Source organism: Streptomyces sp. NBC_00572 (assembly GCF_026341815.1).
Lineage (GTDB): Bacteria > Actinomycetota > Actinomycetes > Streptomycetales > Streptomycetaceae > Streptomyces.
Genome location: NZ_JAPENX010000001.1, coordinates 3880381 through 3895863, shown reverse-complemented (window position 1 = coordinate 3895863; position 15483 = coordinate 3880381). Strand labels below are relative to the sequence as shown.

At 73.6% G+C, this 15483-nt stretch carries 10 protein-coding genes; 5 read left to right on the top strand and 5 right to left on the bottom strand.

Features of this window, described 5'->3' with window-relative positions:
- Positions 1–24: 24 nt before the first annotated feature.
- The 3 genes from OG514_RS18210 to OG514_RS18200 all read right to left on the bottom strand — a co-directional run bounded on the left by OG514_RS18210 (position 25) and on the right by OG514_RS18200 (position 4299).
- Positions 25–2046: a thioredoxin domain-containing protein gene (locus OG514_RS18210; RefSeq protein ID WP_266895964.1), complete on the bottom strand. Its 2022-nt coding sequence runs from the start codon at positions 2044–2046 to the stop codon at positions 25–27.
- A gap of 91 nt (positions 2047–2137) precedes the next feature.
- Entirely contained in the window at positions 2138–3679 is a 1542-nt protein-coding gene (locus OG514_RS18205) for a hypothetical protein (protein WP_266895962.1), read from the bottom strand.
- Positions 3676–4299: an ATP-binding cassette domain-containing protein gene (locus tag OG514_RS18200; protein WP_266895960.1), complete on the bottom strand. Its 624-nt coding sequence runs from the start codon at positions 4297–4299 to the stop codon at positions 3676–3678. Before OG514_RS18200 ends, OG514_RS18205 begins: the two co-directional genes overlap by 4 nt.
- Positions 4300–4575: 276 nt before the next feature.
- On the opposite strand from OG514_RS18200, the gene OG514_RS18195 reads away from it, so the two are divergent.
- On the top strand, positions 4576–8118 hold the full coding sequence (locus OG514_RS18195; RefSeq protein WP_266895958.1) for a tetratricopeptide repeat protein: 3543 nt from the start codon (positions 4576–4578) through the stop codon (positions 8116–8118).
- A gap of 65 nt (positions 8119–8183) precedes the next feature.
- Here OG514_RS18195 and OG514_RS18190 read toward each other — a convergent pair whose 3' ends face one another.
- Both OG514_RS18190 and mca read right to left on the bottom strand, forming a co-directional pair.
- Entirely contained in the window at positions 8184–8429 is a 246-nt protein-coding gene (locus OG514_RS18190; RefSeq protein ID WP_266895956.1) for a hypothetical protein, read from the bottom strand.
- The gene (mca, locus tag OG514_RS18185) at positions 8422–9303 is read right to left on the bottom strand and encodes a mycothiol conjugate amidase Mca (protein WP_266895954.1); all 882 of its coding nucleotides are present in this window, start codon (positions 9301–9303) and stop codon (positions 8422–8424) included. Before mca ends, OG514_RS18190 begins: the two co-directional genes overlap by 8 nt.
- Before the next feature lie 98 nt (positions 9304–9401).
- Between mca and OG514_RS18180 the strand changes: the two genes are divergently transcribed.
- From OG514_RS18180 to OG514_RS18165, 4 genes are all read left to right on the top strand, one after another.
- Entirely contained in the window at positions 9402–9803 is a 402-nt protein-coding gene (locus OG514_RS18180) for a DUF4307 domain-containing protein (protein ID WP_266895952.1), read from the top strand.
- A 189-nt stretch (positions 9804–9992) separates the two neighbouring features.
- Complete coding sequence (gene greA, locus OG514_RS18175) at positions 9993–10490, top strand: transcription elongation factor GreA (RefSeq protein WP_266895950.1); 498 nt, start codon at positions 9993–9995, stop codon at positions 10488–10490.
- A 154-nt stretch (positions 10491–10644) separates the two neighbouring features.
- Positions 10645–13083: a protein kinase gene (locus OG514_RS18170; protein WP_266895948.1), complete on the top strand. Its 2439-nt coding sequence runs from the start codon at positions 10645–10647 to the stop codon at positions 13081–13083.
- 49 nt (positions 13084–13132) lie between these two features.
- Positions 13133–15454, top strand: coding sequence for a protein kinase (locus OG514_RS18165; RefSeq protein ID WP_266895946.1), 2322 nt, complete (start codon positions 13133–13135; stop codon positions 15452–15454).
- Positions 15455–15483 lie beyond the last annotated feature (29 nt).

Sequence of the window (15483 nt, the reverse complement as noted above, 5' to 3'; positions counted from 1 at the left end):
GCCGTCCCCGTTCCGCCGGGAGTCTCAGATCTTCCGGCGGAGCTCGGCCGGGTCGGTGACCGGCGCGTCACAGGTGAAGTGACGGCACACGTACGCGGCAGGAGCACCGGCCACCAGCGGACGGTCCTTCAGCAGCGGGAACTCCTCGCTGTCGGGGGCGCCGAAGGCGAGCACCGCGCCGGGGGCGGTCGCCAGGAGCGCGGTACGGCGCAGCTCCCGGAAGGCCTCGTCGCCGGGGGCGCCGACCACGGCGATCTCCCGGGGCCCGTCGAGGAGGGCCTCGGAGACGGCCAGGCCCCAGCCGATGAAGCGGGGCGCGCGCGGGCCGAGGGCCTTGACGACGCCGAGGGCTCCCTCGGCGGCGGCGCGGTGGGCCTCCGAGCCGGTGTGGGCGGCGTACGAGAGCAGCGCGCCGGCGGCGGCGGTCCAGCCGGACGGGGCGGCGTTGTCCGTGGGGTCCTGCGGGCGGCGGATCAGGGCCTCGGCGTCATGGGCAGTGTCGTACAGGGCCCCGCCCTCGGCGGTGAAGCGGTCGATGACGAGGTCCAGGAGGAAGCCGGCGAACTCCAGCCAGGCGCCTTCGCCGGTGACGGCGGCGAGGGCGAGGAATCCCTCGGCGACATCGGCGTAGTCCTCCAGGACGCCCGCGTTCGTACCGGCCCGGCCGTCCTTGGACGTACGGGTCAGGCGGGCGGACTCGTCCATGTGGACCCGGACGAGCAGGTCGGCGGCCTCGGTCGCGCGCTCGACGAGGTCGGGGCGGTCGAAGAGGGCGCCGGTCTCGGCGAGTGCGGCGATCGCGAGGCCGTTCCAGGCGGCGACGACCTTGTCGTCGCGGCCGGGGCGCTCGCGCTCCTCGCGGGCGGCGAGGAGCCGGGCGGCGATGGAGGCGATCCTGTCGGCGTCGGCCGGACCGGCCTCCTGCGGGAGCTGGAGGACGGAGCTGCCGTGCTCGAAGGTGCCGTCCTCGGTGACGCCGTAGTGGGCGGCGGCGAGGGCGGCGTCCTCCGCGCCGAGGACCTCGGTGAGCTGCTCCGGGGTCCACGCGTAGTAGGCGCCCTCGACGTGCCTGCCGGTCCCGTCGTCGCTGTCCGCGTCGAGCGCGGAGGCGAAACCGCCCTCGGGGGTGCGGAGTTCACGGACCAGGAAGTCGGCGGTCTCCAGGGCGACCCGGCGGGCCAGATCGCTGCCGGTCACCTTCCACAGGTGCGCGTACACCCGGCAGAGCAGGGCGTTGTCGTACAGCATCTTCTCGAAGTGGGGCACGACCCAGGCGCGGTCGACGGCGTAGCGGGCGAAGCCGCCGCCGAGCTGGTCGTAGATGCCGCCGCGGGCCATCGCCTCGCAGGTGTCCGAGGCCATCTGGAGGGCGCCCTCGGAGCCCGTACGGGCGTGGAGGCGGAGCAGGAACTCCAGGGTCATCGACGGCGGGAACTTGGGGGCGCCGCCGAAGCCCCCGCTGGTGGCGTCGTACTCGCGGGTGAGGCCGAGGAGGGCCTGTGCGAGTTCCTCCTCGCCGGGGACTCCGTCACCGCCGTAGGCGAGGGAGCGGCCCGCGAGGTCCTTGACGATGCGCTCCGCGACCTCGCCGACCTCGTCGCGCCGGTCCGCCCAGGCGCCCTTGACGCCCTCCAGGACCTCCGGGAAGGAGGGCATGCCGTGACGGGGCTCGGGCGGGAAGTACGTACCGAAGTAGAAGGGGGCGGCGTCGGGGGTGAGGAAGACGGTCATCGGCCAGCCGCCCTGGCCGGTCGCGGCCTGGACGGCCTCCATGTAGACGGCGTCGACGTCGGGGCGCTCCTCACGGTCGACCTTGACGGCGACGAAGTGCTCGTTGACCAGGGCCGCGGTGGCGTCGTCCTCGAAGGACTCGTGCGCCATGACGTGGCACCAGTGGCAGGAGCTGTATCCGACGCTGAGCAGCACGGGGACGTCGCGACGCCGGGCCTCCTCGAAGGCCTCGGCCGACCACGGCCACCAGTCGACCGGGTTGTCGGCGTGCTGAAGCAGATACGGGGAGGTCTCATGGGCCAGTCGGTTAGGCATGGTGCCCATCCTGCCCTGCCGCCGCGGACTCCCGCGGGACCCCTGCCCCCGTCGGCCCCTGGTGCGCCCGGCATGATCCGAAAGACACGCCCTAGACCCGGCCGAGGCGGGTGACGAGGGGGCGGAGGGACCATCCCGTCCGGCGCAGGCCCGCCCAGACGCAGCAGGCGGTGATGCCGAGTGCGGTCAGGGCGGCGCCGGGCGCGGTCGGCATGCCGTTCATCACGAGGACGCCGATCAGGACGACGAAGAGTCCGTCGAACTGCCACACGAAGACCCGGAGGGCGGAGAGGTCGCCCAGCGGCGTGATGATGGGCAGCAGCAGCTCGACGGGCAGGTTCGTCTTCATCTCGCGCAGGAACCTGGCGCCGAGCACGAGCACCACCGTCCCCGTGGTCAGCAGTACGGGGCCGCCGTCGTCGAGCGGCAGGCGGGTGAGGACTGTGACACCGCTCGCCGGCCCTACCGAGGCCACCACCGCGACGACCGGCCAGGCCAGGGTGCGGGCGAGCATCCCGCCCCACCACTCGCCGTAGAGCGGGGCCAGGGTCAGCTCGTCGCGCAGACCGCGCCAGGTCTCGCCGACCCACCCGGACCCCCAGTACACGGCGACCGCGCCGGCCGCCCAGGACAGCATCACCGGCCCCGCGTCAGGCTCCGTGACGCCGAGCGTCACCAGGGCGCCGCCGGCCGGCAGGAACACCGCGGCCGCGATCGCGCGCCCCTTCGTGCGCAGCGCGCGGACCGCTCCCTGGACGAGGTGGCCGCGCAGCCGCCCGTCCGGTCGCGTCAGGGCGGTGGTGAGCCCGCTCGGCTCCGGTCGGTACAGATCGAGCGCGTGGTGGAGCGTGCCGGTCCAGGCGAAGGTCTGGGCCTCGGCGGCACGCGCCGATTCGCGTGCGAGCCGGGCGAGGTCGACCGTACGGACGGACCGGAAGGCGGACCGGCCGAGCACCGCCGCCGCGACCGCCAGGACACCGGTGACGAGCCCGAGGCCGCCCCCGGCCAGGAGGCCGGTCCGGCCGAGCAGCGTCACGACGACCGCCGTGACCCCCACGGCGGAGGCGAGCAGGACGTTCTCGCGCACCGTCCGGACCTGGCCCCAGAGCCAGGTCACGGAGGCGACGGCGCCGATGCCGACCGCGACGGCCACGCCCTGCGGTGCGAGCCCGCGTCCCGGGTGGTCGAACAGGTCGGTGCCGAGGAACGTCGCCGTGCAGACCGCGAGGAGCGTGCCGAGTCCCGCGTACACCAGTCGGCGGCGGGCGATCGTGCCGAGGTAGTGGGTCGGGGACAGGTCGGTGGACATGAACACGTGCAGCAGGAACGGCTTGAGCACCAGCGGTCCCCAGAACCGGCCGGCGAGCTGGGCACCCCAGACCGCCGCCGCCGCGACCAGGCAGGCCACGGGTGTCGCCGCCTCGGCGGACTCCAGGGAGAGGAGCGCCCGAGTGGTGCGCACCAGGTAGACGACCGGCACGACGTAGACGGCGCCGAGGATGACGGTGAGATAGACGGTGTACGCCCGGTCCTGCACCGTGGTGCTGTCGCCGCGGTGGGCGTACCGGTGGCGTACGGCGTGGACGCGGGCCCTGGGGTCGGCCTCCACCTCGGTGATGGTGTCGGTGGTCACCCCAGCTCCATGACGCCGTCGCAGGCTTCCACCATGACGGCCTCATGGGTGGCGACCAGGATCGACGCCCCCTGCTCCGCGCGCTCGGTGAGCAGGGTGGCGACGAGGTCGACACGGTCGGTGTCGAGGTGCCGCTCGGGTTCGTCGAGCAGGATGACGTCGGCGGGGCGGACCAGGGTCAGCGCGAGGTTGAAGAGCTGGAGCTGGCCGGAGGAGAGCTGGGAGGGGAATCGCGCGCCCAGCGCGGTGAGACCCAGTCGCCCGATGATCTCCTCGGCGCGTTCGGTGGTCGTCGTGGTGTTGCCGTACCACGAGGCGGCGACCAGGGTCACCTGCTCACGGATCGTCATGTCACGGGCCACGGGAACCGGTTCGACGAGCGAGGCCACCAGCCGCCGGTGGCGGGGCCTGGCCAGGTCGACGGTCTCGCCCCGCACGAGGACGGCGCCGTCGGTCAGCCGCCGGCTCCCCAGGAAGGCCCGGAGGAGGGTCGTCTTCCCGGAGCCGTTGCTTCCGGTGAGACACCGGAACTCGCCCGGCATCACCGCGAACGTCGTCGGTGCGAGCAGCGTGGTCCCGTCCAGGACGACCGTGGCGCCCTCGGCCGAAATCGCGGGCACTTCGCGCTTCCCTTTCACCGGATCGTTCGTCTCCCCCGTCGCCGGTCCCGAGTGAACTTGCTGCACATCATGTGCAATTAACTGCGGATCGACCTTAAGTGGACTTTCAAAAGAACGTCAAACGCAAGTGATTCTTCAATCACCCTGGTCGACACAGGACTTGAAAGGCTCTCTCTCGCGCCGACGCGCCCCGCGCAGCAGACTGGACTCGCACGGTCCGGGGCATGACAAAGCCTCAGGGCCGGGACGGTCGGGCACGCGCGGAGGGGGACGCACATGCGGGACAGCCATCGGGCCGAGGCTGAGCGGCTGTGGGAACGGGCGGTGGAGGAGGAGCTGCGGAGCTCCGGGAGCCGGGTGCGCGCGGAGACCCTGCTCGCCCGGGGCCGGACCGCACTGGACTCGATGGCGGCGCGCGCGGGCAAGGAGTACGCGGCGTATCTGTCGGCCGTGGAGCGGGCGGAGGCGGGGACGGTGACGGGGGCGGCCGGGCGCGGTTCCGCGGCGAACCGTGCCGCCGGTCCGGCGCTCGCCGGCCCCGCCCTCATCGCAGGCGTCGCGGCCGTCGCGGCCGTCGGCGCGGACCTCGCCCTCGGCACGACGACGGGAACGGCACTCGGCGCGGGTGCGGCGGTGGCGGTGGCGAGCGCGGCGGCGACGGTACTGAGGGCGGGGCCGGGTCGGGCCGGCCGGGCCGGACGGGCAGCCCCGGCTGCGCCGGACGCGCGGGGCCCTGCCGGGCCGGTCGGGGCGGCTGCGGCTGGGGCTGGGGCTGGGCAGGACGGTGCCGTCGAGGCGGCGCGGGAGCGGTGGCTGACGGCTCTGGAGGTACGGGGGATGCGGCCCTTTCTGGAGCGGGAACGGGTGTCGCTCGCCGGGGCGATCGGGGAAGTACGCCCGGGGCTCGACGCGTGGCAGCCGCCGGAGGAGGACGCTGGCGCTGGCGCTGGCGGTGGCGAGTGGTCCGACGGAGGGAGCGAGCGGGTTCCGCTGCCGGACGGCGAGGAGGAACGACCTTCCTCGGCGGGCCGGCGGGGCGGCCGGGGCTCTCTGGCGGGTGGTTCGGGCGAGGCGGGCCCGCTGGGTGACGGCAGTGTCGAAGGCGTGTCGAGTGGTGGGGAGGGAGGACCGGCGATCCGGCGGGATCCGCGGGCCGTCCCGCCGCGGGTCGAGCGGCTGCGCGGGGCCGATCGGAGCGCGGCCGCCCGGCGGCGGGCCGTGCTTGAGCGGTCCTTCGGTCATCTTCCGGATCCCGGTGGAGACTTCGCGGGGCGGCGGGAGGAGCTGGCGCGGATCACGCGCTGGGTGCAGACGGGGCGGGCGTCGGCGGCGACCCGGCCGACGGTGGTCATGCTGCACGGCGAGCCCGGCTCCGGCCGGACGGCGCTCGCGGTGCGGGCGGCGCACGCGCTGCGCGACCAGTTCCGGGGCGCGTGCGTGGTCGACCTGCGGGGAGACGCGAGCGGCGAGCGCCCTCTCGCGACCCGGGAGGCGCTGCTGCATCTCCTCAACCGGCTCGGCGCCCCGCGCGAGCGGCTGCTGTTCCGGGAAGGCGCCACGGCGGACCAACAGGTGCGGCGGCTCACCGAGTTGTACCGGCGGCAGCTGACCGGGGTGCCGGTGACGGTGGTCCTGGACGACGCCGTGGACGCGGACCAGGTGCGGGCCCTGCTGCCGGAGCGTTCCGACAGTCTGATCCTGGTGACCTGCCGGGAGCCGCTGGACCTCGGGGCCGACGTACCCGTACACGTGCTCCCCGTGGCGGCGCTCGACGCGGCCGGGGCCGAGGAGCTGCTGCGGGCGGCGGCCGGGGCGCCCGCTCCCGGTCCGTACGACGCGGAGGCCTCCGACCGGATCCGGGAGCTGTGCGGCGGGCTTCCGCTGGCGCTGCGGGCGGCCGGTTCGTCGCTGGGCGGGCGTTCCATGGACGACCTGGCGCAGCTGCTCGCGCGGCCGGGCCGGGGCGACGCCCCGGTCGAACGAGCCCTGTCCGTGCGGTACTTCACCGATCTCGACGAGGACGCCCGGCGGCTGCTCCGGCGGCTCTCGCTGGCCGGGCGGGCCTCGCTCGGTGCGGCGGCCGCCGCCGCGCTGCTCGGCGGGAGCGGCGCCGAGGGGGCCCGGCTGCTGCGGGAGCTGGCCCGCGCGGGGCTGCTCGACCATGTGCGTGGGGAGCGGTACCGGCTGCACGACGCGGTGCGCGGTTTCGCGGCGGCCAGGCTTCTGGACGAGGAGGACGCGGCGGAGATCGCCGCCGCGCAGGAGCGGCTGATCCGCAGCTACGCGGAGCTCGCGGACGCGGTGATCCGGATGGTCGACGGCAAGATGTCGACCCGCGCCGACCGTTTCGACGGCCATGGCTTCGGCTCCCTGGAGGCGGCCCTGAGCTGGCTCGACGAGGAGTCCAGCTTCATCACGGCGGCCCTTCGGCACGCCGAGGGCGTCGACCAGCAGACCGTGCTCGATCTGCTCGGCGCGCTCTGCGACTACTGCCTGCTGCGCGGCGACCTGTACCGGCTCGGCGAGATCAACGTACTGGCCGAGTCCGTCGGTCAGGGGCAGCTGTCCCGTTCGGTGCAGTGGCGGACCGGGATCGCGGCCCGGCAGCTCGGCGAGCTCGACAAGGCGCGGACGACCCTGACGTCCGTCGTCTCGCTCTACCAGGAGGCCCACCAGGACGCGGGGGCGGCGCTGGCGCTCTGCTCGCTCGGCATCACCCTGCACCACCAGGGCCGGCTCGCGGAGGCAACGGCCCGGCTGAGGGAGGCGCTCGCGCTGCAGGGGCCGGAGGCGCTCGCCGCCGACCGGGGCTGGACGCTGCACGCGCTGGCGGCCGTGGAGCGGGACCGGGGGAACCTGGCGGAGGCCACTGCCCTGCTCGACCGGTCGCTCGCGCTGCACCGGGAGCACGAGTCCCCGCACGGACAGGCGTGGGCGCACTTCCAGCGGGGCCAGGTGCTGCTGCTGCGCGGCGACCTGCCGGGCGCGGAGGCCGAACTGCGGGACGCCCTCGACGGTTACGGGCGGATCCACGACGGGCGCGGCGAGGCCTGGGCGCTGACCCAGCTCGCTCGGGCACGGCTCGCCGCCGGGGACGAGGAGCCGGCTGTCGAGGGGCTGCGCGGCGCGCTGGCCCGGCATCGCGAGCAGGAGGACGCACGCGGGGAGGCCTGGACGCTGTACCACCTGGGGCACGCCCTGGAGGAGCGCGGCGACCGGGACGACGCGGTACGGGAGCTGGGCAGGGCCCGGACGATGTTCTCGCGGATGAGGGACGTGTACGGGCTCGCCAGCGCCCGGCACCATTCGGGCCGGGTCACCCGCGACCAGCTCGCGGCGCGTACCGGCGGTCTGCGCAACTCGGGCTTCGCCCGGCAGCTGCTCGTGGACGCGCGGGCGGACTTCCACCGGATCGGTGTGCCGCACGGGGAGGCCTGGACCTGTCTGGAGCTGGCGATCATCGACGCCGGCAACACCAGGGTGCCGCAGGCGCTCGGGCTGTGCGACGAGGCCCGTGCCCTGTTCGGCACGTACGGCGACCTGCGGGGCGCCGACTGGGCCCGTTTCCTGCGCTGCACCCTGCTCCCGCACGCGGTCCCGGGCAGCCCGGAGCCGCGGACGGTCACGGCCCGCGAGGAGCTGGCCGCGCTGATCGGGGACCGGCATCCGGCCCGTGACCCGCGGCTTGACGACTGCGCCGAGGCGTACGCCGTGCTCCTGGACCGGGGCGTCCACCCGTCGACGCCCTGGCAGGCCTGGGACCTGGGCATGGTGCCGAACCGGCACGCCCGGGAGGTGCTGGGAGTGCCGGTGGAGTAGCCCGCCGGGGTACGGCGGCGCCCCCGGGTCCGTACCGGTGCGGTACGGACCCGGGGGCGGGTCGGCTACTTGCCGGCGGCGCCGGCCTTGGCGGCCGGGGTCTCCGGTGCGGCGTCCGGGTCCGGGGCCTCCTCGAAGGAGACCTTGCCCATGTGGCGGTTCATCGACTTCATCAGCTGCCAGACCGCGAGGGCCAGGACCGCGAAGACGACGAAACCGAGGACGCCGGGGGTCACCTTGTTCTTGTCCAGCTCTTCGGCGGCGAAGGGGACAAGCTGGGTCAGTGCCAGGTGTGCGCTCATGTCAGGCATTGTCGCGGATGCCCGCGAAGAGATCTTCCTCGGGGAGGGAGGTCGGCACCAGCGCCTTGCTGAGCTCGTACTCCTCCGTCGGCCAGACCTCCTTCTGGATGTCCATCGGGACCCGGAACCAGCCGCCGTCGGGGTCGATCTGGGTGCGGTGGGCGATCAGGGCCTTGTCGCGGGTCTCGAAGAACTCGGCGCAGGGCACGAAGGTGGTCAGCGTCCGCTCGGCACGCTGGAACTCCTTCCAGCGCTCCAGCCACTCGCCGTACGGGGACTCCATCCCGCGGGCGATCAGCGCCTCGTGCAGGGCGACCGTGCGGGGGCGGTTGAAGCCCTGGTTGTAGTAGAGCTTCAGGGGCTGCCACGACGGGCCGAACTCGGCCTCCGGGAACTTCTCGGTGTCGGTCGCACCGTCGAAGGCCACCATCGTGATCTTGTGGGTCATGATGTGGTCGGGGTGCGGGTATCCGCCGTTCTCGTCGTAGGTCGTGACGACCTGCGGGCGGAAGGAGCGGATCTTGCGGACCAGCTCCCCGGCCGCGGTGTCGACGTCCGCGAGGGCGAAGCAGCCCTCGGGAAGCGGTGGCAGCGGGTCGCCCTCGGGGAGGCCGGAGTCCACGAATCCCAGCCATTCCTGGGAGACGCCCAGGATCTCGCGGGCCTCGTCCATCTCCTTGCGGCGCACCTCGTGGATGTTCGCCTCGATGTAGGCGTCACCCTGAAGCTGGGGGTTGAGGACCGAGCCACGCTCGCCGCCCGTGCACGTCACCACCATGACGTCCACCCCCTCGGACACGTACTTGGCCATCGTGGCCGCACCCTTGCTCGACTCGTCGTCGGGGTGGGCGTGAACGGCCATCAGTCGCAGCTGCTCAGTCAAGACTCGATCCTCAGTGATTCGACGCGGAGGGTGGTCTCTATAGTGACGGAATCGGGGGAGTGAAAATTCCGCCACCCCCGGCTTCGAGAGGATCGATCATGAGCGCGGTGCGAGAGCAGCTGCCCGAGGGGCGCTACGGACGCTCCGCGGACGAGGCGGCGGACCGCAAGCTCAAGATCATCGGCGGGGTGCTCGGCGTCCTCTTCCTCGGCCTGCTGGGCTGGTTCGGCTGGTACTACGTCGTCGACAGCAAGATCAGCGCCGAGATGATCAAGTTCGACGTGGTGAGCGCCACCGAGGTCCAGGTCCACCTGGAGATCCGCAAGGACGAGGGCGTCAAGGGCGTCTGCACCCTGCGCTCCCGCTCCGAGGACGGCGCCGAGGTGGCCCGCAAGGACGTGCGGATCGACGACCCCGCGACCAGGGTCGACCACGTCTTCTCGCTCCGTACGACCGCTCGCGCGACCAGTGCCGAGCTCGTGGGGTGTACGGCTCGGTAGCGGTGGGTAGGGACCGGGTGTCGAGTCCCGGCGAGTCACCGCGGTGACCTGGTGTGACGCCATCCTGATGGTTATGTCCTCCCGCTTTTCGCCACTCATTGTTAGGCTCGTGGTTTCGCCCACCCGGGACAGCAGAGCTTTCCCGTGTAGGGCGATGCTTTGTATTCCCAGTACCTACGAGGAGCACCTGTGACCCAGACCAGCGACAACGTCACCTGGCTCACCCAGGAGGCGTACAACAAGCTCAAGGACGAGCTTGAGTACCTGTCTGGTCCCGCGCGCACGGAGATCACCATCAAGATCGCCGCCGCGCGTGAAGAGGGCGACCTGCGCGAGAACGGCGGGTACCACGCGGCCAAGGAGGAGCAGGGCAAGCAGGAGCTCCGCATCCGGCAGCTGACCCAGCTCCTTGAGCACGCCAAGGTCGGCGAGGCCCCGGCGGACGACGGCATCGTCGAGCCGGGCATGGTCGTCACGATCGCCTTCGACGGCGACGAGAACGACACGACGACCTTCCTGCTCGCCTCCCGCGAGTACGCGAGCGGTGACATCGAGACCTACTCGCCGCAGTCGCCGCTCGGCGTCGGTGTCAACGGCAAGAAGGCCGGCGACGACGCGCAGTACGAGCTGCCGAACGGCAAGAAGGCCACGGTGAAGATCCTCAGCGCGAAGCCGTACACCGGCTGAGGCACCTGGATTCCCTGAAGGGCCGGCCCCACCGGGGCCGGCCCTTCGTGCTGCGTGCAGGACTGCACCCGGTGCCGCATCCGTTGCTGCATGCACATGCAATGATGCGGCCTGACCGATGCGTCTGACGTCGCGTCACAAGGGGGATGGCGAAGTGCTGGGACCGCTGCGCGAGGGCGCACCACGCCGGATCGGACCGTACGAGGTGCTCGCCAGGCTAGGGGCGGGCGGGATGGGCGAGGTGTTCCTGGGGCGGGGCGCAGCCGACGGGGACGACGCCTCCGCCGCAGCCGGGGACGGCGCCAGGGAAGGCACCTTCGTCGCCGTGAAGACCGTGAAGCGGGACGTCGCCGGTGATCCCGCCTTCCGGGACCGTTTCCGCCGGGAGATCAGGGTCGCCGCACTCGTCGACAGCGCGTACGCCGCCGCCCCGCTCGGCGGCGACGCCGACGCCGAGGTGCCCTGGCTGGCCACCGCGTACGTCCCCGGGCCCAGCCTCTCCCAGGCCGTACGGCGCGGCGGCCCCCTCCCCGTCGCCACCGTCCGCGCGCTCGGCACGGTCATCGCCCGGGCCCTGGGCGATCTGCACCGGGCTGGGGTCCTGCACCGGGACCTGAAGCCCGGCAACGTCATGCTCTCCGTCGACGGCCCCCGCCTCATCGACTTCGGCATCGCCCGCAGCAACGCCGCCACCACCATGACCGCCACCGGTGTGATGGTCGGCACCCCCTCCTTCATGTCCCCCGAGCACGTGGCCGGCGCCCGGCGGGTGTCCGCGGCCTCCGACGTCTTCTGCCTCGGTTCGCTGCTCTGTTACGCGGCGACCGGCGAGGACCCCTTCGGCGACGGGCCGCTCGCCGCCGTCCTCTACCGGGTCTCCCAGGCCGAGGCCGACCTCGGCCGGGTTCCGGAGGAACTGCACGGGATCGTCGCCGCCTGTCTCGCCCTGGACCCGGCGGACCGGCCCACACCGGAAGCGCTGGCGGAGCTGCTCGGCGGCGGCACGCCGAAGGTCTTCCCATGGCCGGAGGGCATACGGGACCACATCGGCGAGTACGGGACGGAGCTGGCCCAGCTGGTCGCTTCGGGCGGGCCGCTCCTGGAGGTCGCCGCCCCGGCGCTCGACCCCCGGAGGCCGGTGGTGAACCCGGCGGTGCCCGGGCTGCACTCCGTACCGACGCAGGCGCCGGTGTCGTCGCCCGCCTCGCCCGCCGCTCCCCCGCGCGGGCGCCGGAGGCGGCTGCTCGCGGCCGTCGTCGCCCTGGCCGTCGTGGCCGGTGGAGTCGGCGCGTACCTGCTGTGGCCGGAGGACGGGCCGAAGAAGCCGCAGGCGCCTTCGAAGGCCGCACCGCCCGCCGCGCCCCGGATCGCGGGGGTCGACGACCGGGGCCTCGCCGACGCCTCCGGTGTCGTCCCGCAGAACGCCGCCCAGCGCCCGGCCGGCTGGAAGCCCTGGCGGACGAAGCTCGGCACCTCGGCATTCGGCTGCTCGGCCAACGAGAAGGTGCTGGTCTGCCGGACGACGGACGGGCGGTACGAGGCGCTGGACCCGGCGACCGGCAAGAAGATGTGGGACGTCCCGACCGCCGAGAACACGCCCGGCGAGACCTACATCAGCGCCACGGGATACCCCTTCACGGGCGGGGAGGCCACACGTCCCACGGTCCACGACGGCAGCGTGGTCCTCGTCGCCGCCGGCTCCCTCCAGGTCCGCGACGCGCGCACGGGGACGGTGCGCTGGGAGAAGCCGGCCGCGGGGCCGCAGGGCTTCTGGACCACCCGCCCCCTCGTCGCCGACAAGATCGTCTTCGCGGCGACGGAGGTGGCGGAGGACAACGGCACGATCCGGGCCGCCCTGACGGCGTTCTCCCTGACCGACGGACGGCAGCTCTGGTCCGAGGAGCTCACCAACGGTGAGATCTCCTCCGCCCAGCGCCGGCCGTACGAGCCCGTGGCCTACGCCAAGGGAATCGTCTACGCCCTCAGCCAGGGCGGGCTCGTGGCCTACGACGGCAGGAAGGGCACTCAGCTCGGGCAGGCGGAACCCGACGCCAAGGAGTGCTGGGAGATCAAGGTGCTCGGTACGTCGGCGTACTGCGCCGAAACCGGGAGCGACACCGACCTGCACCTGCTCGACGCCCGCACCCTCGCCTCGAAGGCGTCGCTCCCCGGCGCACTCGGCGGGACGAACCCCACGGCTGTCGGTCCGCGTGCCGTCGTCACCTTCGACAAGGGCCTGCGGATCCTCGACCCGCGCACCGGCAGAACGCTCGCCTCGTTCCCGGCCGGGCAGGCTCCGTCCGGCCTGGCGCAGAGCTGGTCCGCACCGCTGCTCGCGGGAGACCAGGTCGTGTACGCCGACTACTCCTCGCTCTACACCGTGCGGCTCGGGGCCGACGGAAAGCCGAGTGGTCTCAAGGTCACCCCGGTGCCGGGCGCCCCCGGTCCGCGCGCCGAGGAGGAGGACTACGACCCGAACTTCGGCGAGTACGTCTTCAAGAAGATCCGGCAGCCGGAGGTGCTGCCGGTGGGCGGCATCGCGTACGTCGTCTTCGACAAGGGCGTCGTCGCCTCCGTCGAACTCCCCAAGTGATCGCGGCGAAGTGATCGCGCCCGAGTGACCTTCTGAAAGGACCTGTTCGGTGCTGGAAGCTCTGCCCTCCGGTCGGCCCCCGATGCTCGTCGGCCCCTACCGGCTGCTCGCCAGGCTCGGCGCGGGCGGCATGGGCGAGGTGCATCTCGCCTGCCGGGCGGACGCGCCGACGGCCGATCCGTACCGGATGGTCGCGGTGAAGACCGTACGGAGCGATCTGGAGGTCGACGGGGACTTCCGGACCCGGTTCCGGCGGGAGATCGCGGCGGCGCGGACGGTGGACGGGCCGGGGGTGGCGCGGCTCGTGGACGCCGACGCCGACGCGCCCTCGCCGTGGCTGGCGACGGAGTACGTGCCGGGGCCGTCGCTCGCGGAGGCCGTCGTACGGTCCGGGGCGCTGCCCGTCGCGGCCGTACGGGCCCTGGGGCTGTCCCTGGCCACGGCCCTGGGGGCCGTCCACGGGGTGAAGGTGCTGCACCGCGACCTCAAGCCGGCGAACGTGCTGCTCGGCAAGGCCGGGCCCAAGCTCATCGACTTCGGTATCGCGCAGGCCTTCGAGGCGACGGCGCTGACCTCGACCGGTCTGGTCGTGGGCTCCCCCGGCTTCATGTCGCCGGAGCACCTGGCGGGCAGCCGTGCGGTGGTGCCCGCTTCGGACGTGTTCTGTCTGGGCGCGGTCCTGGCGTTCGCGGCGAGCGGCCGGGGGCCGTTCCAGGACGACGAGATGGCCGCGGTGGTCTACCGGATCATCCGCGCGGACGCCGACCTGACCGACGTACCGGAGGAGCTGCGGCCGGTGGTGGAGCGGTGTCTGCGGCTCGACCCGGCGGAGCGGCCCACGGCGGCGGAGGTGGTGTCGCTCCTCGGCGGCGGCGAGGCCCCCGAGGTCTTCCCCTGGCCGGGCGGGGTGCTCTCGCTGCTCGCCGAGTACGGGGAGGCGGCGCGGACGGCCGGTGAGGCGGCGGCCTCGGGCGCGGGCGTGGCGGACCTGCCGACGCTCGGCCCGGTGGTGCCGTACTCCCCCACCGCCGTCCCGAACCGGCCGCTGTCACCGTCGGCCGCGTCCGAGGAACCGCGTCGTCGCAGGTGGGGCCCGGTCGTGGCCGGTGCCGTGGCGGTGGCCGTCCTCGCGACGGCGGGCGTGGTGCTGCTGAACCGGAACGGCACGGAGGACGGCGGGGCGGCAGGGCCCTCGACCTCGAACAGCGCCTCCCCCGGCGCGACCGGGACCGGGAATCCCGCCCCGGCGACGCTGAGCCAGGTCGTCCTGCCGTACGGCGGGAAGGGCCGTACCAACGACTTCGGCAGGACGGCGACGGACCGCGGCAACCGTCCGGCGGGCTGGTCGCCCTGGATGGCGAGGACCGAGGCGGCCGACGGTGCCTGTTCCCTCTCCCCGAAGGTGCTGGTCTGCGCGGGCTCCGGCGGCGCGCTCGTGGGGCTGAGCGCGGCGGACGGCCGCGAGCTGTGGTCGGTCCCGGCGCGCACCAACGCCGACGGGCTGCGGGCCGCGCCGCAGTACCCGGCGGTCATCGGCGACCGGGTGTACGTCACGGAGGCGGCGGGGACCGTCGCGTACGGCCTCCAGGACGGCGAGAAGCAGGGCACCCTCCCCGGGCCCGGCGCCGAGTGGGCGATGAAGGGCTCCGACCTGGCCGACGGCGTCCTCCACGTCACCTATATGAGCCTGGCGGACGAGCGGGGCGCCGGGCTCGCGACGGCGGTGAAGCTGGGCGGGAGCGGGAAGGACGTGGGCCGGGAGGTGTGGCGGGTGCCGCTCGACGGCATCCCCGAGCAGCCGGTGGCGGCGGGCGGGCGGGTGTACGTACCCCTCGGGACCGTGCCGGTGGCGCTCGACGCGCGGACCGGCAAGGAGGCGGCGCGCGGGGCGGAGGGCTGCCAGAAGATCACCGTGCACGAACGGAGCGGCAGCGTCCTCTGCTCGGGCACCCCGGACGGCTCGGTGGCCGTGCTCGACGCCGGTTCGCTGAAGCGACAGCGCTCCCTCGGCTCGGGGGTGACGGCGGGGCCCGCCGTGAACGCGGACGGTCTGGTGGCGGTCACGAACGGGCAGACCGTGAGCGCCTACGACCTGCGGAGCGGGCAGCGGCGCTGGTCGCTGCTGCCGATCGCCACCGAAGGCGATCCGCAGCGGGTCTACTTCGCCGGCGACCGGGTCGTCGTGGTGGGCAAGAACGAGGTGATCTCCGTCGCCGCGGCCGGTCCTGCCGACAACCAGGACTACGAGACCTTCGAGGCCAACATGCCGGACGACATCCGCCCGCAGTCCACCGGAGACGCGCTGGCCGCCGGAGGGGCGGTCTTCCTCGCCCTCCCCGACGGCCTCGTCGTCTCCGGTTATCTGCCCTGACCGGCCCGTCCGACGCGGGCGGGCGGCAC

Bases quoted from the DNA above. Each gene is read 5' to 3' on its own strand.
- OG514_RS18210 (WP_266895964.1), bottom strand. From the start codon at position 2,046: ATGCCTAACCGACTGGCCCATGAGACCTCCCCGTATCTGCTTCAGCAC.
- OG514_RS18195 (WP_266895958.1), top strand. From the start codon at position 4,576: ATGCGGGACAGCCATCGGGCCGAGGCTGAGCGGCTGTGGGAACGGGCG.
- OG514_RS18190 (WP_266895956.1), bottom strand. From the start codon at position 8,429: ATGCCTGACATGAGCGCACACCTGGCACTGACCCAGCTTGTCCCCTTC.
- OG514_RS18180 (WP_266895952.1), top strand. From the start codon at position 9,402: ATGAGCGCGGTGCGAGAGCAGCTGCCCGAGGGGCGCTACGGACGCTCC.